We start from the raw sequence: 20,583 nt of genomic DNA on the forward strand, positions 1-20,583 counted from the left end.
CTCAACGGCGGGAGCTGCGCCTTCCGCGCGGGGCTGCCTCCCTGTTCCGACGCCCATGATCATGAAGAAATCGGGCCCATGCGCGCATCTCTTGTGTCTTGAGATCGGTGACATCTATGTCTTGGGCTCTACGTACGCAAATCCTTCATGATCACGATCATGATCACGGGGTGTTGGCGGACAGGGCGAGAGCCAGGGTGAGCAGGAGGGCGAAGACGAGTTCGGCGAGACCGGTGTCACGCAGGACTGCCACCAGGTCCCGCCCGCTGGTCCCGCGGAGGACCTGACGGAGGGGCCGCCGCGCCAGTCCCAGCGCCAGCAGGGCGAGAAGTGCCCACGGTGTCGTGGTGAGCGCGAGAACGACGACGACGGCGTACGCCACGACGTGCAGGCCGGCGTACAGCAGTCGGGTCCGGCGGTCACCGAGCACCACCGCGAGCGTGCGTTTCCCGCTCGCGGCGTCGGTCGGGATGTCGCGCAGGTTGTTCGCGACCAGGATCGCGCACGTGAGTGACCCGATCGCGATCGCTCCGCCGACCGCCGGCCAGGTGACGCGGAGCGTTTGGACGTACGCCGTGCCGACCACCGCCATCAGCCCGAAGAACACGAAGACGCTGACCTCGCCGAGCGCGTGGTAGCCGTACGGGCGTCGGCCGCCGGTGTAGAACCACGCCGCCCCGATCGCCACCGCGCCGAGGGCGAGGAGCCACCACGCGGTCGTGAGGGCGAGTACGAGTCCGCAGACTGCCGCCACCGCGAAGCAGGCGTACGCCGCTGCCTTGACCGCAGCCGGTGCCGCCGCTCCGGAGCCGACGAGGCGTTGTGGGCCGACCCGGTGGTCGTCGGTGCCGCGGATCCCGTCGGAGTAGTCGTTCGCGTAATTCGAGCCGACCTGCAGGGCGAGCGCCACCGCCAGGGCGAGAACCGCCTTCCAGGCAACGAACGAACCCGCAGCCGCGGCCGCTCCGGAGCCGACGAGGACTGGCGCGACGGATGCCGGGAGGGTACGCAGTCGTGCGCCTTCGAACCACTGAGCGGGGGTCGCCACGAGGAGCGAGTCTCTCAGCCGATCTGTGCCTCGCCCCTCCCGGGTCAGAGAGCGCTGGTCGAGATCCGCTGCCTGCATGAAATTGTCGAATAAGGTATGTTCATGCAGATGTCGCACGAGATCACCTCGATGGCCGAACTCCGGCGCAGTTGTTCAGGCGACGGACTGCTGCTGTGGGCGAGCCAGGGCCTGCCACCGGGACGGCCAGGTCGACGGCCAGGTCACGGCGTGCGGCGGGTGCGTGCCTGGCGGCGCGGTGACGCCGTCGCGGTCGCGGCCCCCTTCCTTTCCTGCCGGGACCGGCTCGCGATCCACGGCCCGGCCGACCAGGTGGCCCCGCTCGTCCGTGACGTACTGGCTGAGGTCGGCACGACGTTCCGGCTGATCGGTTCGAAGGATCTCGTGGCCGCGGTCGCCGACCGGATCGACGAGCTCGCTCTCCTTCGTACGTTCGGCTGGATGGAGACCGACCGCCCGGCGATCCGGACGGCGGGCGGCAGCCGGCAACCGGCCGAGGTCGCGCGGTGGCTCGACTGGTCGTGGTCCGCACCGGTCGCCGAACTCCTGGCCGAGACCTATCCGGGCTCGTACGCCCGACCGGGGCTCGCGGGGGTACGCCGATGGGCGGGTGCGGTCCCGTCCGACGGCATCCTCGCCGCTGTCGCGGCCGATGCGTGGTCGGCGCCGGACGTGGGCTACATCGCCGGAGTCGTCGTGCGTACGCAGCTGCAGGGGCAGGGATACGCGGCCGCTGCGTTCCGACTGGTGCTCGACACCCTCGTCGCCGAGCACGGCAGGGCCGCCCTGATGGTCGCCGCCGAGAACGCGCCAGCGGTGCGGCTGTATCGCCAATGCGGTCTGAGCTGGCGATCCCTCGCCGCGGCCGGTGTGGTGTCCGGTCACAGCGTCATCCGAGGCGACCGCGCCCCCGTCGCCGAGAGGATCAGCGACCAGGCGTGTATGACAGGCTCGGGCACGTGAAACTCCAGGCGTTCGACGTCGATCTCCGCGACCGCTACCTGCGCCACCTCGGCTTCGCAGCCGGTGAGCTGCCCGGACCACCCTCGTCCGCGCTGCTCCGGCGGCTGCACCACGCGCAGCTCGACCGGGTGCCGTACGAGAACCTCGAGATCCAGCTCGGCCGGCCGACGACGATCGACCCGCGGGAGTCGGCGAATCGGATCGTCACCGGACGAGGCGGCTACTGCTACCACCTGAACGGTTCCTTCGCGGCCCTCCTGCTGAGCCTGGGGTTCGACGTCGCGTTGGCGCGAGGCGCGCCCATCGACCCGAGCGTGGACCCACCGGCGTGGGGCGCGCACATGGTGCTCCTGGTCAGGATCGGCTCCGAGACGTGGATCCCCGACGTCGGCCTCGGGGACGGATACCGCGACCCCATCCCGCTGGTGGCGGGAGGCCCGCTGGTGCAGGGGCCGTTCGCGTACCGGCTCGAGCAGGTGGGTGGGCCGTTCTGGCGGTTCCACCATGATCCGCACGCGTCGATCGCGGGGTTCGACTTCGACGTGACGCCGGTTCCGCTCGGGGCCTTCGCGGCGATGCACCGGTACCTGTCGACGTCGCCGGAGTCGTCGTTCGTCCAGAAGCTCGTCGTCCAACGTCGGTGGGCTGAACATGCGCTGACGCTGCGGGGTTGCGTACTGACCCGGGCCGATGCCGGCGGGCGGTCGAGCCGGGATGTCGTGAAGGAGCGGGAGTGGACGGCGCTGCTGCACGAGGAGTTCGGGCTTCGGCTGTCCGACGTCGACGAGGACGTGCGGCGTGCGTTGTGGACGCGGGTGCGAACGGCCCACGAGGCATGGGACCGCGCCGGCCGCCAGTGATGCCGCATCGCGGTCATCATGACAGCACAACGCCGACAGCTATGATGCTGGCATGCGTACGACGGTCACTCTGGACGACGACGTCGCGGCCGGACTGCGACAATTCGCCCGGGAGCATGGCATTTCGTTCAAGGAAGCGGTCAATGCTGCCGTGCGTCGTGGGCTTGCTCCGCGACAGCGCTCGCAGGAGCCCTACGAGCTGCCGTCCTTCGCCCTCGAGGTCCGACCTGGGATCAACCTCGACAAGGCAGGAGCCCTCGCTTCCGACCTCGAAGACGAGGCGATTTTCGCCAAGCTCGAGCTACGCAAATGAAGCTCGTCGACATCAACGTGTTGATCTATGCGATCGACAAGGCGTCGCCGCAGCATGAGCGCGCTCGCCACTGGCTGGGGGCAGAGCTCAACGGTGCCGACGTCCTGGGGTTACCGTGGCTCGTCCTGCTGGGATTCGTACGACTTGTCACGAAGCCGCAGGTGTTCGCACACCCGCTCCCGGTCGAGACGGCGATGGACCTGGTCGATGGTTGGCTCCAGCGGGAGAACGTGGTCATTCCGCAGCCCGGCTCGCGGCACGCCACCATCCTGCGTGGTCTGCTCGACGACCTGGGAACTGGTGGAAACCTCGTTTCCGATGCACACCTTGCCGCGCTCGCCATCGAGCACGGCTTCGAGCTGTGCTCCCGCGATGCGGATTTCAGCAGATTCTCAGGGCTGCGGTGGCGGGACCCGTTGCGGGACAGGTGACCCGCGCCGGCCGCCCGTGACGCATGTGAGGCCGCGTCGCCAGGAAACGTTCCATGATCATGAAGGAAAACGGGGCCCATGTGCCGAAAGACCTTCACGATCACGATCACGGGAGCAGGGCGGCGCGGTCGAGCTTCCCGGACGGGAGCAGGGGGAGAGCGTCGACGACGATGACCTCGCGAGGGGCGTACGCCCGGGGATGCCTCGCCGCCACCACGGCCCGGACGTCGGCGAGCGAGGGAGGCGTGGCGCCGGGACGCAGGACGACGTACGCCACCACCCGCGTACCCCACTCGGGATCCGGCAGCCCGACCGCGGCGACCTCGGCGATGCCGGGCACGGACGCGACCGCCCGCTCGACCGCGAGCAAGGGCACGTTGACACCGCCCGAGACCACCACGTCGTCGAGCCGGCCGAGAATCTCGAGCCGGCCGTCACCGCCCCACCGGCCCAGGTCATCGCTCACGTGCCAGCCGTCGGCCAGAGCCGCGGCCGTGAGGTCGGGACGCAGCCGGTAGCCCGCGAACACCACCGGTCCGCCGATCCGCACCCGCCCATGTCCCCCAGCCGCCAGCGAGAGGTCGACCCGCACACCGTCGAGCGGGCGCCCGTCATAGACGCAGCCGCCGCAGGTCTCGGTCATCCCGTACGTCGTCACCACCCGCACCCCAGCGTCCCGCGCCCGCTGCAGCAGGGCAGGCGCACTCGCCGCACCGCCGAGGAGGACCGCGTCGTAGGTCCGGAGCGCGTCGACCGCCACGGGCCCCGCGTCGAGCAGGCGTACCAGCTGGGTCGGCACCAACGCGGTGTAGCGCCGGACCGAACCCACTGCCGGCAGCGCGGCCGTCGCAGCACGGAAGGCCTCCGGCGTGAACCGCCCCACCAGCGGGACAGGCATTGTCCCCGCGGCCAGCGACCGCACCAGTACCTGGAGACCCGCGATCCGGCTGACCGGCAACGCGAGCGTCCACACACCTGGACCACCCAACCGCTCCAGCGTTGCCCGCGCCGAGTGCAACAACGCCGACGCGGGCAGCAGCACGCCCTTCGGCTCCCCGGTGGAACCCGACGTCGGTAGGACGACCGCGATGTCGTCGCGTTCGAGGGGTTCGTCCGTACGAAGCATCGAACGGATCTGCTCCACGCCGCCCCCGGCCGACACCGGGGCGACGGCCGGGCCGCCGCCCGCCAGCGCCGCCGCGAGGGCGTCCTGCAGGTGGGTTACGGACGCGCCGCTCCGGGCCGCGTCGCCCACATCGCCCGCCTCGTCGACGACGACCAGCCGGAATCCGATCTTGGAAGCCACAGGGCTAGGCTACGAGCCACTCCCGTGACACTCCGTCACAGGTTTCGCGGAGCCGTCCGGCGCGACAGATGCGCGACAGATACGGAGGGTACGTTTCATGATCATCCGTGGAGACGGCGCCATCCACGTCTTCGCGGTGGCGATGCGCGCGACGTTCCGCGGAATCGACGTACGCGAGGGGCTCCTGGTCCAGGGCCCGGGAGGTTGGGCCGAGTTCAGCCCGTTCTGGGACTACGACCACGCGACCTGCGTTCCGTGGCTGCGCGCGGCGCGTGAGGCGGCCTACGACATCTGGCCGAAGCCGCTCCGCGACCGGATCCCGGTCAACTGCACGGTTCCCGCGGTCGATCCCGCCCGTGCGCGGGCGGTGGTGGCCGCCAGCAACGGCTGCCGGACCGCGAAGGTCAAGGTCGCCGAGCCCGGCCAGACCGAACACGACGACCTCGCCCGGGTCGAGGCTGTCCGCGAGGCGCTGGGTCCGGACGGCCACATCCGCGTGGACGCCAACGGTGCCTGGGATGTCGACACGGCCGTCACCATGATCGGACGCCTGGACAAGGAGGCGCGCGGGCTGGAGTACGTCGAGCAGCCGTGCGCCAGCGTCGAGGACCTCGCGAAAGTACGCCGGAAGGTCGGCGTACCCATCGCCGCCGACGAGTCGATCCGCCGCGCCGAGGACCCCTACCGGGTAGCCCGACTGGACGCCGCCGACGTCGCCGTCCTCAAGGTGCAGCCGCTAGGAGGGATCCGGGCCGCCCTTCGGATCGTCGAGCAGATCGGGCTCCCGGTCGTGGTGTCGAGCGCGCTGGAGACGTCGATCGGACTCGCCACCGGCGTGGCGCTGGCGGCGGCGCTGCCGGATCTCCCGTACGCCTGCGGACTGGCCACGACGCAGCTGTTGAGCGCCGACGTGGTGGCGGACTCGTTCGTACCGGTCGACGGTGCGCTTTCGGTCGTGCGCACCGATCCCGATCCTGACCTACTCGGAGCCGTAGCTGCCGACGCCACGACCCACGCCCGATGGATCGACCGGCTGGCCGCCGTGGAGGCCCTGGCATGAACCCCTCCACCGCGCTCGCTCGGGTATTCGTCGACGAGCTCTGGCGCAGTGGGGTCCGCGAGGCGGTGCTGGCACCGGGTTCGCGCAACGCGCCGCTCGCGTTCGCGTTCCACGCCTCCGACGCCAGGGAGCAGATCCGCCTGCACGTCCGCATCGACGAGCGGGCGGCCGGTTACCTCGCGCTCGGCCTCGCGAAGGTGAGCCGCCGGCCCGTGCCCGTCGTGTGTACGTCGGGAACCGCCGCCGCCAACCTGCATCCGGCGGTGCTGGAGGCGCACCACTCCGGTGTTCCGCTGGTCGTCCTCACCGCCGACCGGCCGGTGGAGCTGCGTGGCGTCGGGGCGAACCAGACGACCGACCAGGTGAAGCTCTACGGCTCGGCGGTCCGGATGTTCCACGAGGTCGGGGCACCGGAACTCCGGCCCGGCCAGAATGCGTACTGGCGCGGGCTCGTGGCGCGTGCCCTCGCCGTCGCCCGCGGCTTTCGCGACCGCGACCCGGGGCCGGTCCACCTCAACCTGGCGTTCCGGGAGCCGCTCGTCCCGGATCCGGGCGATGATGCGACTGCGGCCGATCCGGGCGCCGTCGCCGACTGGCCGGAGTCTTTGGAAGGGCGGGCGAACGGTGGTCGTTGGACCCGGATCGAACGCCTCGCCACCGAACAGATCGCCTGGCTCGAGCGCGGCCCGCGCACCGTCGTCGTCGCCGGTGACGGCGCCGACGCCCAGGCCCGCTGGCTCGCCGAGACCGCCGGGTGGCCCCTGCTCGCCGAACCCACCAGCGGCGCCCGCTCCGGACCGAACGCCCTCGGCCCGTACCGCCTGCTGCTCGACGCGGGCACCCCACTGAACCAGGCGATCGAGCGCGTTGTCGTCTACGGTTGGCCGACCCTCTCCCGGGCGGTGACGAAGCTCATCACCCGTGATGACGTGATGCTCGTCGTGGCCGGCCGGCGTCCGGCGTGGCCGGATCCTGGCCACCAGGCGTACCGCGTCAGCGCGGCGGTCGCCCTCGAAGGCACCGTCGACGGGGCCGGACGTCGCGAGCCGGACGACTGGCTGACGGCGTGGCTCTCCGCCGACCAGTGCGCACGGGTCGCGGTGGAGGAGGTACTCGCCCGGGAGCCGGCCTTCAGTGGCCTGCACGTGGCCCGCGACGTCGCCGCCGCGGTGCCCGGAGGCGGACTGTTGGTGGCCGGGTCGTCCAGCCCGGTCCGCGACCTCGACCTGGCGGGCGCGCCGTGGACGAACCGGCTGGTGGACGAGGGAGGCCGGATCGCGCATCGGGACCACCGGAAGGTGATCGGCAACCGGGGGCTCGCCGGCATCGACGGAACGCTGTCGACGGCGATCGGTGCGGCGCTCGTGCACCGGACCGGACCCGCGTACGCGATCGTGGGGGACCTGACGTTCCTGCATGACGCGAACGCGCTCGTGCGAGGGTCGTACGAAGCACGCCCCGACCTCACCATCGTGGTGGTGAACGATGACGGCGGCGGCATCTTCACCACCCTCGAGCAGGGGCAGCCGGCCTACGCGGATGCGTTCGAGCGGGTCTTCGGCACCCCGCACGGCGTGGACCTGGAGGCGCTCGCCGACGCGACGCGCACGCCGTACACGCTGGTGCGGACCCGGCGCGAGCTCCAGGCCGCGATGTCGCGGTCGCGGGGCCTGCGGATCGTGGAGGTACGCACGGACCGGTCCCGGACCCGCGACCTGCACACCCGCCTCGCCCAGGCCGTCCGGACGTCCGTCGCCAGCCTCCGCTGAATCCCGCCCCGCCTCTCCGCCCGCCTCGCTGGCTCCGCTGGCTCCGCTGGCTTCGGTGGCTCCGCCGACGAAGAACCTGGTTGATCGACACCGCGATCCCAGGTCATGCTTCGGCGTATGCGCTGCGAGACGACATCGGACCCTGGAGAGTTCTGGGCGGCCGCATCCGAGTTCCTCAGTGCCGATCCGGTCCTCAACAGCGTGATCATCACCAATGTCCTCGGCCGGCGGTCAGGTGCGGTGACCGATCCCGCGCCCGCGACCTACCTCACCGTCCTCGACGACACCGGCGCGGTCGTCGGGGCAGCCATGCGTACGCCTCCGTTCGCGGTGACTGTCTCCTCGCTGCCGCCTGGCGCTGCGGAGTTGGCCGTCGACGCGCTGTTGGCGGCCTGCCCCGACGCGTCGGGAGTGATCGGGCCGTCGGCCACCGCCACGGCCTGCGCGACGGAGTGGGAACGCCGGACCGACGAGATCGTGACGGTACGGATGCAGCAGCGCATCTACCGGCTGGACGTCGTACGCCCGCCGGTGCAGCCGACCGGGTCGATGCGCCGCGCGACCAAGGCGGACATCGACCTGATCGCCGCGTGGGGAGAGGCGTTCCACCTCGAGGTGGAGGCCGGGTCGGTGGGGGCTGGTCCGGCGGAGGCCGGTCCGGCGGAGCGACACGCGGTCGGGCCGCTTTCGGAGGAAGAACGAGCGCTGGAGCGACGCCGGGCCGAGCTGCGGGTGGGCGAGCGACGTGCATACCTGTGGGAGAACGGCGGCGAACCGGTGTCGTACGTCGGTGCCACCAACCCCGCAGGCGGCGTCGTCCGGGTCGCGCCGGTCTACACGCCGCCGGACAAGCGCGGTCGTGGCTATGCGAGTGCACTCGTCGCCGGTGTCAGCCAGGCCGCGCTCGACGCCGGCGCGACTGCGTGCTCGCTCTACACCGACCTCGCCAACCCCACGTCGAACAAGATCTACGCCGCGGTCGGCTATCGCCCGGTCTGTGACGTGACCAACTACCGCTTCGGCGATCGATAGACAGGCCCTGGTCTGCCATCCGTTCATCCACGCGGCGGCCATGATCATGAAGGAAAATCGGCGCATACGTACGAAAAACCCCTCATGATCACGATCATGATCACGGGACAGGCGGCGGTTCGTGAGTGGGGCAGGCTAGGCTTGGCGAGGCTGACTCACCGACAACGGAGGCCCTCCGACCGATGGATGACTGAGCGACGCGGGCACCTGTCCGTCTCCCGCACTCCGGGAGAACCCCTGCGGCCGCACGCAGGTGGCTTGACAGGAAGTCCGCCGACGCCTGGCCGCCTCAGCCCTGGCTCGGATCCGCGTGTACCAGACCATCGCGTCGATCCGGCCGCGTCGCCTTCCGGAGTCGCTCCGCATGTCCTCTCTCGCCGTACGCGATATTCAGCTGCACCTTGGACCGCAACTCGTCCTTGACGCCATCTCCGCCACGATCGCACCCGGCGCCCGGGTCGCTGTTGTCGGACCCAACGGCGTCGGCAAGACGACCCTGCTGCGGATCATGGCGGGCGAGCTCGCGCCCGACACCGGTTCGGTCGTACGCCAGCCGGCCGCTGCCACCGTCGGCCTCCTTCCCCAGGAGCGGGACGCGCGCCAGGGCGAAACCGTCCACCGCTACCTCGCCCGACGGACGGGCGTCGCCGACGCCGAAGCCGAGCTCACCGCGGCCACCACCGCACTCGCCGCGGGCGAACGAGGATCCGACGACAGGTACGCCCTCGCCCTCGACCGCTACCTCGCCCTGGGTGCCGCGGACCTCGACACAAGAGCGCCGGCGGTCCTCACCGAACTCGGGCTCGACCCCGACCGGTTCGACGATCCCGTCACCGCCCTCTCCGGCGGGCAGCTGGCGAGGCTGGCGCTGGCGTCGGTGCTGCTCGCCCGCTTCGACGTACTCCTCCTCGACGAGCCCACCAACGACCTCGACCTGGCCGGCCTTTCCCAGCTCGAGGACTTCCTGAGCCGCCGGCAGGGTGGCCTCGTCGTCGTGTCCCATGACCGGACGTTCCTCGAGCGGATCGCGACCGACGTCCTGGAGATCGACGAGTTCACCCGCCAGGGCCACCTCTACGGCGGTGGGTTCGCGGCGTACGTCGAAGAACGCGAACGCGCCCGCGCCCAGGCCCAGGAGGCATACGAGAAGTACACCGCTCAGCGTGCCAACCTGCTCGACGAGGCGCGCCGGAAACAGGAGTGGGCCCGGGCCGGGGCCGCCAGCGCACAACGCCGACCACGTGACAACGACAAGTACCTCAAGCACTTTCACGTCCAGAAGAGCCAAGCGACCGGCGCCGGCGCGGCCCGCGCGCTCAAGGCCGCCGAGCGGCTGGAGGTCGTCGAGGAACCGCGGACGCCGTGGGAGCTGCGGCTCACCCTCGACCAGCAGACCCGCAGCGGCGATCGGGTGGCTGAACTCGCGGGCGTGGTCGTCGAGCGGGGCGCGTTCCGGCTGGGTCCGGTCGACCTCGACGTCCGCTACGGTGACCGGCTCCTAGTCGTCGGGCCGAACGGCGGCGGCAAGTCGACCCTCATCGCCGTCCTGCTGGGCACCCTCGCGCCGACCATCGGCGAACGCAGCCTGGGCCGAGGCGTGGTCGTCGGCGAGATCGACCAGGTGCGGCGGGGAGTGGCGGCCGATGCCGGCCTGCTCGACGCATTCCGCCAGGCGGCCGGCGGGCTTGACGAGACCGAGGCGCGGAGCCTGCTGGCGAAGTTCGGTCTGGGGGCCGACGACGTTCTGCGTGAGACCGGATCACTCTCGCCCGGCGAGCGGACCCGCGCCGACCTCGCGCTTCTCGCGGCCCGGCAGGCCAACCTGCTCGTGCTCGACGAGCCGACCAACCACCTCGACCTGCCGGCCGTCGAGCAGTTGGAACAGGCGTTGACGGCGTACGACGGAACCCTCCTCGTCGCCACCCACGACCGGCATCTCGCGGAGACGATCGCGCCCACCCATATGGTCCGAGTCCAGGATGGGCAGGTTTCAGTGGAACGCAGGTGAGTAAACATTCGTTGGGGCCCGTAGTGTCGGTACGGACCCGGTGGCTCCGGACGCTCGGCGTTCAGGCAGGCTCGCGGGTGGAGTAGGACACGGGTCTGTCTGGGCGTGCCGCGTCCGGATCAGGAGCGACAGGATCAGCGCGCAACGCAAGGAGGCCCGCATGCACCTGCCCGACATCAGTGGCGCAGTCCACGACGTCGCGCATACGGTCAAACCCAAGCTTCGCGGGTGGTTGCACGCCGGCACGTTCCCGCTGGCGGTGGCGTCCGGAATCGTCATCGTGCTGCTCGCGCCGACGGCCAAGGCGAAGATCGCGTCGGCCATCTTCGCGGTGACGGCGGCGCTGTTGTTCGGGGTGAGTGCCCTCTACCACCGCGGCCACTGGTCGCCGCGCGCTCTCGCGATCCTGCGGCGGCTCGACCACGCCAACATCTTCCTGATCATCGCGGGCACCTACACGCCGTTCACGTTGCTGCTGCTGGACCGCCCGAGTGCCCAGCTGCTGCTGACGCTGGTGTGGGCCGGCGCGCTGGTCGGCGTGGCGTTCCGGGTGCTGTGGCTTGGCGCGCCGCGCTGGCTCTACGTACCCGTCTACGTCGCGCTCGGCTGGGCGGCGGCGTTCTGGCTGCCGGCCTTCTTCTCCCGCGGCAACGCCGCGATTGTCACGATGATCGTCGTGGGTGGTCTGCTCTACTCGGCGGGCGCCATCATCTATGCCACCAAGAAACCGAACCCGTCGCCGCGTTGGTTCGGGTTCCATGAGGTGTTCCACGCCTGCACGATCGCGGCGTTCATCGTGCACTACGTCGGGATCTCGCTGACGGTCTACACCTTCGCGGCATAGGGAGTACGCGTCTGCCGCGGCACCCGAGCGCCCGTCCACGCGTCCATGACCGCGTGCTCTCGAGCGCACGGGTGCGACCGACACGGGATCGGATCGCGCTCGCTGGTGTCTGGGCGCTGATCATCGGCTGACCACCTGTGTCACGCTGTGCGCCATGCCGGACTGGACCTACCATCCGCTGCGTACGATCGCCGCCTCACTGGGACTGCGGCGGTCGCAGCGTGCGGCCCTTCGGGGCCTGGCGACGCTGACGACGCTGCCGGGTGGCGCCTGGCTGGTCGCGAGGATGGTCGACCGCAGGCCGCCACCGCCGGACATGGCCGGACGGCTGGGCGCCGTTGTCCCACCAGAAGTGGCTCGGGACGCCCTCAGAGCGCTGCCAGTGTTGGGCGCGGACGTGATCGAGATCGGCTCGGTCGGTCCAGACGACCTGCCGGTGGTACGCCGTGCCGTGGCGGATGCGACGTCTCCCCACCGCTGTCGAGTGTTCGTGCGTACGTCCGAAGCGGAGGTCGCGTCGGCCCTGGCGCCGCAGGTCGACCGCATCCTCACCGGAGACGTCTGCACCGGCGATGTCGGCATCGTGGACGTCGGGACCGTGGACGTGGGCATCGGCGACGTGGGCGCCGTGGACGTCGGGACCGTGGACGCGGGCATCGGCGACGTCCGGACCGGTGATGACCCCGAGGTGCGCCATCTCGCCGATCCGTCCATCCCGGCCGCCGTCGAGGCGCTGGCGGACCGGACGACGACAGTGCTCGCCACGCCCGCTGTCCTCCTCGCCGCCGGGCCTGGCTGGTTCCAGCGGGTGATCGAGGCGGCGACCTCCACCCGGCCGGCTCCTGGGCTGCGCGACATCCCGCTCGATCCTCGGCGGTGGCCGGCCTGGTGGTGGGGCCTGCTCGTCGGGATGGGCATGATCGGCGCCGGGCTCGGCGCGGCGGCGATCACGCTCGGCCCGGTGCTGCTGTGGTACGACCGCGACTTTCTCGGCGCGGACCGTACGCACCTGCATGCCATCAACCACCACCTGGTGTCGTTCCTCCAGCACGACCGGATCACCATGGCCGGCACGATGGTGGCGATCGGAGCGTTGTACGTGGGCCTTGCCGCGGGCGGCATCCGCAAGGGCTGGCCGTGGGCCCGCAACGCCTACCTCGCCTCAGGTCTGGTCGGGTTCCCCACGTTGTTCTACTTCCTGGCGTTCGGATTCGTGGAGCCGCTGCACACGGCCGTCACCGTGGTGCTGTTCCCGATGTTCCTGCTCGCGACCTGGCGGCGCCCGCCGGAACCCAGATGGAGGCTGCATCCGGACGGTCCCGAGCGGCTTCGGCGCCGGGCGCTCGTCGGACAGCTCCTCCTGATCGTCACCGGATTCGGGCTCTTCGTCGGCGGCGCCACGGTGTCGGTCGTGGGTCTCACCACGGTGTTCGTCCCCACCGACCTGCAGTTCCTCCTCACCGATGCCCACGCTCTCCACGGTGAGAATCCCCGCCTGATGCCGTTCATCGCGCACGACCGGGCCGGCTTCGGCGGGGCGCTGATGGCGGCGGCTCTGGCGATCACGGCGTTGACCCTCTGGGGTTGGCGGCGCGGGGAGTCCTGGGTGTGGTGGTCGCTGGCGTGCGCCGGGACGGCCGGGTTCGCTCCCGCGGTCATCGTGCACTGGCTGATCGGCTACACCGACCTCTGGCACCTGGCACCGGTCTATCTCGGTATCGGTATGACGGTGGGCAGTCTTGTCCTCGCCCGACCGTTTCTGTGCGCTCGCCGGAACGCGGTGGGCGGCCGTGCTTGCGGGCCGGGGAGCTCGAGCGCGCTCCCGTCCGTTCGTACCTCCTCGACGTCTGGTCCGTTACCGTGACGGCGACCTGTCCGTCAGCGTGCGAGGAGCCACCGTGGAGTTCGCGACAGCACAACAGCGCGTGTGGGACAACAAGGTGGCCAAGGGGTTCAACGTCACCGACGTACCGCTGGAATTCTGTCTGCTCCAGGGGGAGGTCGCCGAGGCGTTCGACGCCTGGCGGCGCAAGGAGCCCCATCTCGGAGAGGAACTCGCCGACGTCGCCCTCTATCTCCTGTCGCTCGCCCGGATGACCGGAGTCGACCTGGGCGCGGAGGTGGAACGCAAGCTCGCCATCAATGCCCGTCGTAGGTACGAACGCGATGAACGCACCGGCACCCTGAACCGAGTCGTGGGAGAGGACCCGAGTGGGTGCGAGCGCTGACGGGCAGCGGCCAAGGTGGGGGAGCACTGAGGGGTGAAGACGACCGTGTGGGAGCGCTGACGGGCGACGGCCACGCTGTGAGCGATCGCGAGCGCGGGATCCTCGCCGACGTGGTGACCGCCTTCGGGTTGGGTGAGCTGTCGACCGTCGAACCCGTGACGACTGGCACGATGAACCGGAACTGGCGGGTAAGCACGCCGGCGGGTGTGTACGCGGTCAAGCAACTGCTCGACGTCGGAGCCGACCAGGCGAGGCGCCACCACGCGGCCACCTCCGCCCTTGCCGCCAAGGGCTTTCCAGTCCCGGGCCCGGCCGCCCTGGCCGACGGCGACACACTGCTGGAACACCCGGCCGGCCTGTTCGCCGTCTCGGCCTGGGCCGCTGGGGTTCACCGCGCAGGCAGTGAGCTGGACCTGGCGCGGTGCGAGGCATTGGGGCGGGTGCTCGGTGACGTCCACGTCCTGCTTGCGTCCGTCCTGCCCGCCGCCCCGCCGCTCGTGCTGGCGGACACGAAGGATCCGGGCGTGGTGTGCGAGGCCATCGACCGATACGTCGCCCTCATCGATGGCCGGCGGTCGCGCGGCGAAGGTGACGACTTCGACGAACGTGCGCGCGGTCTCCTCCTGACCCGCCGCGCCTCGATCGAGGCACAGGTGTGCCGCCGGCCGGATGACGCTGCGCGCGTCGGACCGGCAGGGTGGATCCACGGCGACTTCCAGCAGTACAACGTGCTCTGGGATGGTGGTCGTGTCTCGGCCGTCCTGGACTGGGACCGGATGAGGGTGGGCGTCCTTCCCAGCGAGGTGGTCCGCGCCGCGGTCTACATCTTCTCCCACGCTGACGGGCACTGCGTCGACCTGGATCGGGTGGCGGCGTTCGTGCGTGGGTATCGCGCGGTGGAACCGGTGGACGCGGTTGCGTTCGCCGACGCGGTGCACCGCTGGTGGTGGAACCAGCTCTGCGCACTGTGGCAACTCAGCCGGCACTACGAGCTCGGCGACCTGCGGTGCGATCGCTTCTTCTTCTCCGAATCGGCGCTCCTGTCGTGGTGGGAGCACCACGCCGACGACGTGCGTGACGCGTTCGCGAGCTAGCTCCTGACCGTCGTCTGGGCGGAGCCTCGCCCATGAACAAGAGGCTGGAAGAACTCGCGGTCCATCCCGGCCACCTCGGCGATCGCGCGGAGGAGTACGCCGTCGCCGACCGATGTCTGGCCCGCGACGAGCGCGTCGAGGGGCTGCGTTCCGAGTCCGGGTGCGTACGTGTCAAGCGCGGTTCGCTTCGCCTGGACGGAGGGCTCGGTGAACTGGAGTGCCACGAGGTCCTCCTCCCTCGCGCAGCCACGGATCCCGCCCTCGCCGAGTGGGCGGGTCGGCGTCAGCAGCGCCAGGCGTTCCCACGCGGCCCGAACATCCTTCGTGCGTACGCATCCACCCAGTGTCAACGGAATCTTGCGGCCCTCCGCCGCGAACAGGCCGAGCGCCTGGCGGACTGCTCGGTGACAGGTGATGTGGTCGGGGTGGCCCGTCACGCCGTCGTCGGAAACGGTGAGAACGACGTCGGGTGAGACCTCTGCCAAGGTCTGCTTGACGCAGGCGACGATCGCGGCGATCGCGCCGGCCTCCGCCAACGCACCGTCGACGGCTCCGCCGGCGTACCCGTCAAGGGCTCTGCCGACGAAGCCGCCAACGGGCCCGCCCGGGAACCCGGCACCGGCACGGGCCCGAGGTCCCGCCATCGCCGACCGCCGATGACGCCAGAGTCCTTGACTCCCAGGGCTTGGCAGGCGTGTGCGTATCGCGCGGCACCTCGGTCCGCGGCGGCGTCGATCGCGACCTGATCCGGCTCGCCGGCGGCGGCGCGTGCGGCCGCGACGCCGACGATGCCCGCTTCGCCCGCGGTGAGCGACACAAGGCGCACTGTGCAGCCGGCCGCTGCGTACGCCGCCAGCGTCGCGCCGGCGAAGAACGTCTCGTCATCGGGATGCGCGAACACACCGAGCACTCGGGTCTCCCGCCCGCGCGGCAGCGGAACTCCTCGAGCCCCGGTCGCCTTTGGTCTCGCCGTCATGCGTCGGCCGCGTCCGGGATGGCCGCGACCTCAGGCCTGGTGGTCATGAAGCTGAGCCCGGCACTTCCATGATCGTGCAGCTGACCACGGCACTGCCGTGATCATGAAGCGAGACCGGGTCGTGAAAGCAAGAGGGGCCATAGAACCCGAAAAGCTTCATCGTCACGATCATGATCACGAGTCGAGGGCGTCGCGGATGGGGACCAGCTTGGCTTGGGCCTCGGCGAGTTCGGCTTCGGGTACGGAGTCGGCCACGATGCCGCAGCCGGCGTAGAGGCGCAGCCGGGTCGGGTCGTCCGGATCCAGCTGGGCGCACCGCAAGGCGATGCCCCACTCGCCGTTCCCGGTCGCGTCCATCCACCCGACGGGACCCGCGTAGCGTCCGCGGTCCATGCGTTCGAGCTCGGCGATCAGCCGCAGCGCCACCGGCGTCGGCGTACCGCACACCGCCGCCGACGGATGGAGCGCGGCGGCGAGCTGCAGCGACGTCGAGGAGTCGGTGAGGACGCCGGCGAGATCGGTCGCGAGGTGCATGACGTTCGGCAGGTGCAGGACGAACGGCGACTCGGGCACGTTGACACTCGAACAGTGTGGCGCGAGCGCGTCAGCCACCGACCGAACGGCGTACTCGTGCTCCTCCAGATCCTTGCTCGACCGGGCCAGGGACGCCGCCAACGCCAGGTCGTGCGCGTCGTCGTCGCTTCGCCGGATCGTGCCGGCCAGCACCCGCGAGGTGACCAGGCCGTTGTCCAGGCGCACGAGCAGCTCGGGTGTCGCGCCGATCAGCCCGCGTACGGCGTAGGTCCAACACGCGGGATAGCGCTCGGCCAGCCGGCGCAAAGGCCACCGCAGGTCGAGTGGCTCCCCGGCGACGGCCAGAAGATCGCGGGCGAGAACTACTTTGTCGAGTTCGTGCGCACCGATCCGGCGGACGGCGTCGGCGACCGCGCCCACCCACTCGGTGCCGGTGAGCGCACCGTCGGCGAAGGCCACATCGCGCGGCGGGCGTGGTGGCGGAACCGCAGTGCCCAGGGTGTCCAGCGACGGTACGCCAGGAAGGGCCGGCTCGACGGTCACCGTCGTGAGCCAGGTCCGGCCGTTGCGGCGGCCGAGGAGGACCCGCGGAACGACCAGCGAGGACTGGCCAGGCTCGTCCGCGAACGCAAAGGACCCGAACGCCACCAGGCCCGTGCCCGGCACGCCCACCTCGTCGCGCACGGCGGCAGTCCCCACCACCGCCGACCACCAGCGCACCGCCACCTCGAACCGGTCGGGGCCGGAGACGTCGAGCCGGACCGCCTCGCCGTGCCCCACGAACCCGGCGCCCCGCCGCACCCACGCGGTCGCCTCGGTCGTGGCCAGGGTCTGCAGCAGATCGACCCGATCGTGGATCTCGGTCGTACGCACGACGAGCCGTGGAACGGCGTCGGCGGCGTTGTCTTCGCGGAGAACCGGCGATTGCGTCACGGCTCCACAGCGTAGAAGGTCGATCGGCACAGGCGTCGCGCTCGCCCCCAGGAGGTCGTGAGAGGTTGGACACGTGGCTCGCGCATCTCTGGCTAAATCCCCCCGTGACGTGGCGGCGATGTTCGACGACGTGGCCGAGCGGTACGACGTGACGAACGACATCCTTTCCCTCGGTCAGGACCGGCTCTGGCGACGGGCGGTCACGCGCGCCGTTGATCCGCGGCCGGGCGAGAGGGTGCTCGACCTCGCCGCGGGGACGGGTACGTCGAGTGAACCGCTGGGCCGGGCCGGTGCCGCGCTCGTCGTCCCCTGCGACTTCTCGTGGGGGATGTCGGCGACGGGCAAACGCGCCCGGCCGGACCTGCCGTTCGTGGTCGGTGACGCGGTCCGGCTGCCGTTCGCGGATGCCAGCTTCGACGCGGTCACGATGTCGTTCGGGCTGCGCAATGTCGTCGACGTGAAGGGCGGGCTGCGGGAGATGCTCCGCGTGACCCGTCCGGGTGGCCGGCTGGTGGTGTGCGAGTTCAGCCAGCCGGTGTGGAGGCCCTTTCGTACGGTCTATCTCGAGTACCTCATGCGGGCCGTGCCGGCGCTCGCCCGCAGGGTGTCGTCGGATCCGGAGTCCTACGTCTACCTCGCCGAGTCGATCCGGGCCTGGCCGGCGCAGGCGGATCTGGCGCAGACCTTCGCCGCGGCCGGCTGGGCGGGTGTGGAGTGGCGCAACCTCAGTGGCGGCATCGTCGCCCTCCACCGCGCCCGCCGCCCCTGACACGAAGATCATCGGTGGGAGGTGGGTCAGCGCGACGTGGATCGATCGCCCACTTCCCGCTGATGATCTTGGACGGTGAGCAGGTACGACGACCCACCCACCCGGGTTGTTGGAGGTTCGTCGGCGCAGATGTCGGCACAGATGCCGGTGAAGCTCCAACAACCTGGGTGGTCACGTCAGCGAGGGCGATAGGCGCTTGCCCGGTGGCGGATGTCGAGCACGGTCACGGTGTGCTTCGCCTCGTCGATCTCGTACAGGACGCGCCATTCCCGGCCCAGTCGGGCGCTGCAGATGCCCGCGAGTTGTTCGCGAAGGGGCTTGCCGACGCGTTGCGGGTTCTCCACCAACGGCCCGGTGATGAATTCCACGGCAGCCGTCGCCACAGCGTGGGGAAGTCCGTCGGTCAGGGCGCGGCGGGCGCGTGAGGTGACAGCCAGGTCGTAGGCCTGGCTCACGACGCCCGGCGCTGTTTGAGCAGGGCGCGAACGGCATCGACACCGTGGACAACCTCACCCTTCCTGACCTCCTCGCGTGCTTCGGCAAGAGCGCGCAACGTGTCAGGGTCGGCCTTGATCTCCTCGGTCTCGCGAAGGGCCAGCCAGGTCTCGATCGCGAGCAGCACTGTCTGGTGCAGGCTGCGTCGATCCTCTTCTGCGGCGACGCGAAGCTCGTCTTCCAACTCGGGCGGGAGTCGTAGCGTCATGGCCATAGCGTGATGGTATCAATCTGCACCGTTCTGATGGCACGCCTTGAGGCTCGGTCCTGACCTCACCCGGCAATTCCCAACGATGCGCGACATCTTTACCGCGCATCGTTGGGAATGATCACGCATGCGTGATCATTTCGCGGCCCAGCGCCGCCGATCGTTTTAGCAAGGTCGACGTCACGTAAATCGCCAGGTCAGCACGCATGTCCCCGCCTGCGGGGGCGCCGGTTGCCGCCCCCGGCCACGCCGTAGACTGTGCGTTGCGTGGACTCGTGAAGGCATTCACAAGTTCGCAAAGGGGCGTCACCCACGGGGTTCCGGACAAACTCCTCACCAGGTACGAGGAATGATGAGCCGCCAGAGCATCGACGACGACGCGGATGTCATCGTCGTCGGAGCAGGACCAGCCGGTGCCACGACCGCCTATCACCTGGCGCGCACCGGGCTCGACGTACTGCTCCTCGAGAAGACCGCCTTCCCGCGCGAGAAGGTCTGCGGCGACGGGCTCACCCCTCGTGCCGTCACCCAGCTGGTCAAGATGGGTATCGACACCTCGCCTGAAGCCGGCTGGCTGCACAACCACGGCCTGCGTATCTACGGCGGCGGCATGCGACTCGAGCTGCCCTGGCCGGACCTGGCCGAGCACCCCACCAACGGGCTCGTCCGCAAGCGCACCGACTTCGACGAGCTTCTCGCCCGGCAGGCGCAGAAGGCCGGTGCCCGCCTCCACGAACGCACCGCGGTGACGGGGCCCGTGGTCGACGAGCACACCGGCCGGATCGCCGGCGTCACCGCCAAGCCGCACGGCGCCGAGACGGAGACGACCTACCGCGCGCCGCTCGTCATCGCGGCCGACGGCAACTCCTCGCGCCTCTCGGTCGCGGTGGGCCGGCAGCGCCGCGAGGACCGCCCGATGGGCGTCGCGGTGCGTACGTACTTCACCAGTCCCCGCCACGACGACGACTGGCTCGAGTCGTGGCTGGAGCTCTGGGACGGTACGCCCAACCAGAGCAACCTGTTGCCCGGCTACGGCTGGGTGTTCGGCATGGGCGACGGCACCAGCAACGTCGGGCTTGGCCTGCTCAACACCAGCACCGGATTCAAGAGCGCCGACTACCGCGCCCTGCTCAGGGCATGGCTCTCCGGGATGCCCGAGGAGTGGGGCTTCGTCGAGGACAACCAGGTCGGCCCGGTACGCGGCGCGGCGCTTCCGATGGGCTTCAACCGCCAGCCGCACTACTCCGCCGGCCTGCTGCTCGTCGGCGACGCCGGCGGGATGGTGAATCCCTTCAACGGTGAGGGGATCGCCTACGCGATGGAGTCCGGCGAGCTGGCCGCCGACGTCATCGCCCAGGCGCTCGCACGGCCGGCGGGTCCGCACCGGGAGCGGGTCCTCGCGGCCTATCCGAAGGCGCTGAAAGCACGGTACGGCGGGTACTACACACTCGGCCGGCTGTTCGTGAAGGCGATCGGGAATCCGCAGGTGATGAAGATCGCCACCCGGCACGGTCTGCCACGCCCGCTCCTGATGCGCTTCACGATCAAGCTGCTGGCGAACCTGACCGATCCACGGGGCGGCGACGCACACGACCGGATCATCAACGCGATGTGCAAACTCACACCCGCGGCCTAGGGGGTGGGTACGCATGAGAGATGGGGGCCCTAGGATGGCGAGCCGGTCTGAGCTCGGC

At 70.4% G+C, this 20,583-nt stretch carries 20 protein-coding genes and 1 pseudogene; 14 read left to right on the forward strand and 7 right to left on the reverse strand.

From position 1 onward, the window contains the following. Nucleotides 1-163: 163 nt before the first annotated feature. On the reverse strand, nucleotides 164-1,048 hold the full coding sequence (locus ABNF93_RS22205) for a 1,4-dihydroxy-2-naphthoate polyprenyltransferase (RefSeq protein WP_349330058.1): 885 nt from the start codon (nucleotides 1,046-1,048) through the stop codon (nucleotides 164-166). Between the two features lie 102 nt (nucleotides 1,049-1,150). Between ABNF93_RS22205 and ABNF93_RS22210 the strand changes: the two genes are divergently transcribed. Genes ABNF93_RS22210 through ABNF93_RS22225 form a run of 4 tightly spaced genes read left to right on the forward strand, consistent with a single transcriptional unit; the run spans nucleotide 1,151 to nucleotide 3,633 of the window. Beyond that, the gene (locus tag ABNF93_RS22210) at nucleotides 1,151-2,029 is read left to right on the forward strand and encodes a GNAT family N-acetyltransferase (RefSeq protein WP_349330059.1); all 879 of its coding nucleotides are present in this window, start codon (nucleotides 1,151-1,153) and stop codon (nucleotides 2,027-2,029) included. Beyond that, nucleotides 2,026-2,889 carry an arylamine N-acetyltransferase family protein gene (locus ABNF93_RS22215; protein ID WP_349330060.1) on the forward strand — a complete coding sequence of 288 codons (864 nt, stop codon included), beginning with the start codon at nucleotides 2,026-2,028 and terminating at the stop codon, nucleotides 2,887-2,889. Before ABNF93_RS22210 ends, ABNF93_RS22215 begins: the two co-directional genes overlap by 4 nt. Before the next feature lie 52 nt (nucleotides 2,890-2,941). Further along, entirely contained in the window at nucleotides 2,942-3,202 is a 261-nt protein-coding gene (locus ABNF93_RS22220) for a hypothetical protein (protein ID WP_349330061.1), read from the forward strand. Then, on the forward strand, nucleotides 3,199-3,633 hold the full coding sequence (locus tag ABNF93_RS22225; protein WP_349330062.1) for a type II toxin-antitoxin system VapC family toxin: 435 nt from the start codon (nucleotides 3,199-3,201) through the stop codon (nucleotides 3,631-3,633). Before ABNF93_RS22220 ends, ABNF93_RS22225 begins: the two co-directional genes overlap by 4 nt. Before the next feature lie 106 nt (nucleotides 3,634-3,739). Here ABNF93_RS22225 and ABNF93_RS22230 read toward each other — a convergent pair whose 3' ends face one another. Next, nucleotides 3,740-4,939: an AMP-binding protein gene (locus ABNF93_RS22230; protein WP_349330063.1), complete on the reverse strand. Its 1,200-nt coding sequence runs from the start codon at nucleotides 4,937-4,939 to the stop codon at nucleotides 3,740-3,742. A gap of 97 nt (nucleotides 4,940-5,036) precedes the next feature. Between ABNF93_RS22230 and ABNF93_RS22235 the strand changes: the two genes are divergently transcribed. The 8 genes from ABNF93_RS22235 (at nucleotide 5,037) to ABNF93_RS22270 (ending at nucleotide 14,974) form a co-directional block, all read left to right on the forward strand. Continuing rightward, nucleotides 5,037-5,999 (forward strand): o-succinylbenzoate synthase, encoded by a 963-nt coding sequence (locus ABNF93_RS22235; RefSeq protein ID WP_349330064.1) that lies wholly within the window; start codon nucleotides 5,037-5,039, stop codon nucleotides 5,997-5,999. Next, nucleotides 5,996-7,768 (forward strand): 2-succinyl-5-enolpyruvyl-6-hydroxy-3-cyclohexene-1-carboxylic-acid synthase, encoded by a 1,773-nt coding sequence (gene menD / locus ABNF93_RS22240; RefSeq protein WP_349330065.1) that lies wholly within the window; start codon nucleotides 5,996-5,998, stop codon nucleotides 7,766-7,768. The genes ABNF93_RS22235 and menD overlap by 4 nt, the downstream gene beginning before the upstream one ends. A gap of 117 nt (nucleotides 7,769-7,885) precedes the next feature. Further along, a complete protein-coding gene (locus tag ABNF93_RS22245; protein ID WP_349330066.1) occupies nucleotides 7,886-8,800 on the forward strand; it encodes a GNAT family N-acetyltransferase in 915 nt (304 codons plus the stop codon). 310 nt (nucleotides 8,801-9,110) lie between these two features. Continuing rightward, nucleotides 9,111-10,808: an ABC-F family ATP-binding cassette domain-containing protein gene (locus ABNF93_RS22250; RefSeq protein WP_349330067.1), complete on the forward strand. Its 1,698-nt coding sequence runs from the start codon at nucleotides 9,111-9,113 to the stop codon at nucleotides 10,806-10,808. Nucleotides 10,809-10,968: 160 nt separating this feature from the next. Beyond that, nucleotides 10,969-11,652 (forward strand): PAQR family membrane homeostasis protein TrhA, encoded by a 684-nt coding sequence (gene trhA / locus ABNF93_RS22255; protein WP_349330068.1) that lies wholly within the window; start codon nucleotides 10,969-10,971, stop codon nucleotides 11,650-11,652. Nucleotides 11,653-11,806: 154 nt separating this feature from the next. Then, the gene (locus ABNF93_RS22260; RefSeq protein ID WP_349330069.1) at nucleotides 11,807-13,516 is read left to right on the forward strand and encodes a hypothetical protein; all 1,710 of its coding nucleotides are present in this window, start codon (nucleotides 11,807-11,809) and stop codon (nucleotides 13,514-13,516) included. A gap of 34 nt (nucleotides 13,517-13,550) precedes the next feature. Continuing rightward, nucleotides 13,551-13,880: a nucleoside triphosphate pyrophosphohydrolase family protein gene (locus ABNF93_RS22265; protein WP_349330070.1), complete on the forward strand. Its 330-nt coding sequence runs from the start codon at nucleotides 13,551-13,553 to the stop codon at nucleotides 13,878-13,880. Nucleotides 13,881-13,957: 77 nt separating this feature from the next. Continuing rightward, a complete protein-coding gene (locus ABNF93_RS22270) occupies nucleotides 13,958-14,974 on the forward strand; it encodes a phosphotransferase (protein ID WP_349330071.1) in 1,017 nt (338 codons plus the stop codon). Here ABNF93_RS22270 and ABNF93_RS22275 read toward each other — a convergent pair. The 3 genes and pseudogenes from ABNF93_RS22275 to ABNF93_RS22285 form a co-directional block, all read right to left on the reverse strand. Beyond that, entirely contained in the window at nucleotides 14,971-15,618 is a 648-nt protein-coding gene (locus ABNF93_RS22275) for a PIG-L family deacetylase (protein WP_349330072.1), read from the reverse strand. The genes ABNF93_RS22270 and ABNF93_RS22275 overlap by 4 nt on opposite strands. Before the next feature lie 89 nt (nucleotides 15,619-15,707). Then, nucleotides 15,708-15,950 (reverse strand): annotated as a pseudogene (locus ABNF93_RS34985) (PIG-L family deacetylase); the annotation flags it as partial. 174 nt (nucleotides 15,951-16,124) lie between these two features. After that, on the reverse strand, nucleotides 16,125-17,417 hold the full coding sequence (locus tag ABNF93_RS22285) for an isochorismate synthase (protein WP_349330074.1): 1,293 nt from the start codon (nucleotides 17,415-17,417) through the stop codon (nucleotides 16,125-16,127). Nucleotides 17,418-17,490: 73 nt separating this feature from the next. Here ABNF93_RS22285 and ABNF93_RS22290 point away from each other — a divergent pair, with 73 nt between their 5' ends. Continuing rightward, the gene (locus ABNF93_RS22290; protein ID WP_349330075.1) at nucleotides 17,491-18,186 is read left to right on the forward strand and encodes a demethylmenaquinone methyltransferase; all 696 of its coding nucleotides are present in this window, start codon (nucleotides 17,491-17,493) and stop codon (nucleotides 18,184-18,186) included. 176 nt (nucleotides 18,187-18,362) lie between these two features. Here the strand turns inward: ABNF93_RS22290 and ABNF93_RS22295 are convergent, their stop codons facing one another. Then, nucleotides 18,363-18,641, reverse strand: a complete 279-nt coding sequence (locus ABNF93_RS22295) for a type II toxin-antitoxin system RelE family toxin (protein WP_349330076.1) — start codon at nucleotides 18,639-18,641, stop codon at nucleotides 18,363-18,365. Continuing rightward, nucleotides 18,638-18,889: a hypothetical protein gene (locus ABNF93_RS22300; protein WP_349330077.1), complete on the reverse strand. Its 252-nt coding sequence runs from the start codon at nucleotides 18,887-18,889 to the stop codon at nucleotides 18,638-18,640. The genes ABNF93_RS22295 and ABNF93_RS22300 overlap by 4 nt, the downstream gene beginning before the upstream one ends. A gap of 352 nt (nucleotides 18,890-19,241) precedes the next feature. Between ABNF93_RS22300 and ABNF93_RS22305 the strand changes: the two genes are divergently transcribed. After that, nucleotides 19,242-20,525, forward strand: coding sequence for a geranylgeranyl reductase family protein (locus ABNF93_RS22305; RefSeq protein ID WP_349330078.1), 1,284 nt, complete (start codon nucleotides 19,242-19,244; stop codon nucleotides 20,523-20,525). Nucleotides 20,526-20,583 lie beyond the last annotated feature (58 nt).

Source organism: Actinopolymorpha sp. B9G3 (genome assembly GCF_040120725.1).
Classification (GTDB): Bacteria; Actinomycetota; Actinomycetes; order Propionibacteriales; family Actinopolymorphaceae; genus Thermasporomyces.

Excerpts from the sequence above, each read along its gene's own strand:
- ABNF93_RS22235 (WP_349330064.1), top strand. The coding sequence starts at position 5,037 with ATGATCATCCGTGGAGACGGCGCCATCCACGTCTTCGCGGTGGCGATG.
- menD (WP_349330065.1), top strand. The coding sequence starts at position 5,996 with ATGAACCCCTCCACCGCGCTCGCTCGGGTATTCGTCGACGAGCTCTGG.
- ABNF93_RS22260 (WP_349330069.1), top strand. The coding sequence starts at position 11,807 with ATGCCGGACTGGACCTACCATCCGCTGCGTACGATCGCCGCCTCACTG.
- ABNF93_RS22225 (WP_349330062.1), top strand. The coding sequence starts at position 3,199 with ATGAAGCTCGTCGACATCAACGTGTTGATCTATGCGATCGACAAGGCG.
- trhA (WP_349330068.1), top strand. The coding sequence starts at position 10,969 with ATGCACCTGCCCGACATCAGTGGCGCAGTCCACGACGTCGCGCATACG.
- ABNF93_RS22210 (WP_349330059.1), top strand. The coding sequence starts at position 1,151 with ATGCAGATGTCGCACGAGATCACCTCGATGGCCGAACTCCGGCGCAGT.
- ABNF93_RS22275 (WP_349330072.1), bottom strand. The coding sequence starts at position 15,618 with ATGGCGGGACCTCGGGCCCGTGCCGGTGCCGGGTTCCCGGGCGGGCCC.
- ABNF93_RS22300 (WP_349330077.1), bottom strand. The coding sequence starts at position 18,889 with ATGACGCTACGACTCCCGCCCGAGTTGGAAGACGAGCTTCGCGTCGCC.
- ABNF93_RS22220 (WP_349330061.1), top strand. The coding sequence starts at position 2,942 with ATGCGTACGACGGTCACTCTGGACGACGACGTCGCGGCCGGACTGCGA.
- ABNF93_RS22305 (WP_349330078.1), top strand. The coding sequence starts at position 19,242 with ATGAGCCGCCAGAGCATCGACGACGACGCGGATGTCATCGTCGTCGGA.
- ABNF93_RS22245 (WP_349330066.1), top strand. The coding sequence starts at position 7,886 with ATGCGCTGCGAGACGACATCGGACCCTGGAGAGTTCTGGGCGGCCGCA.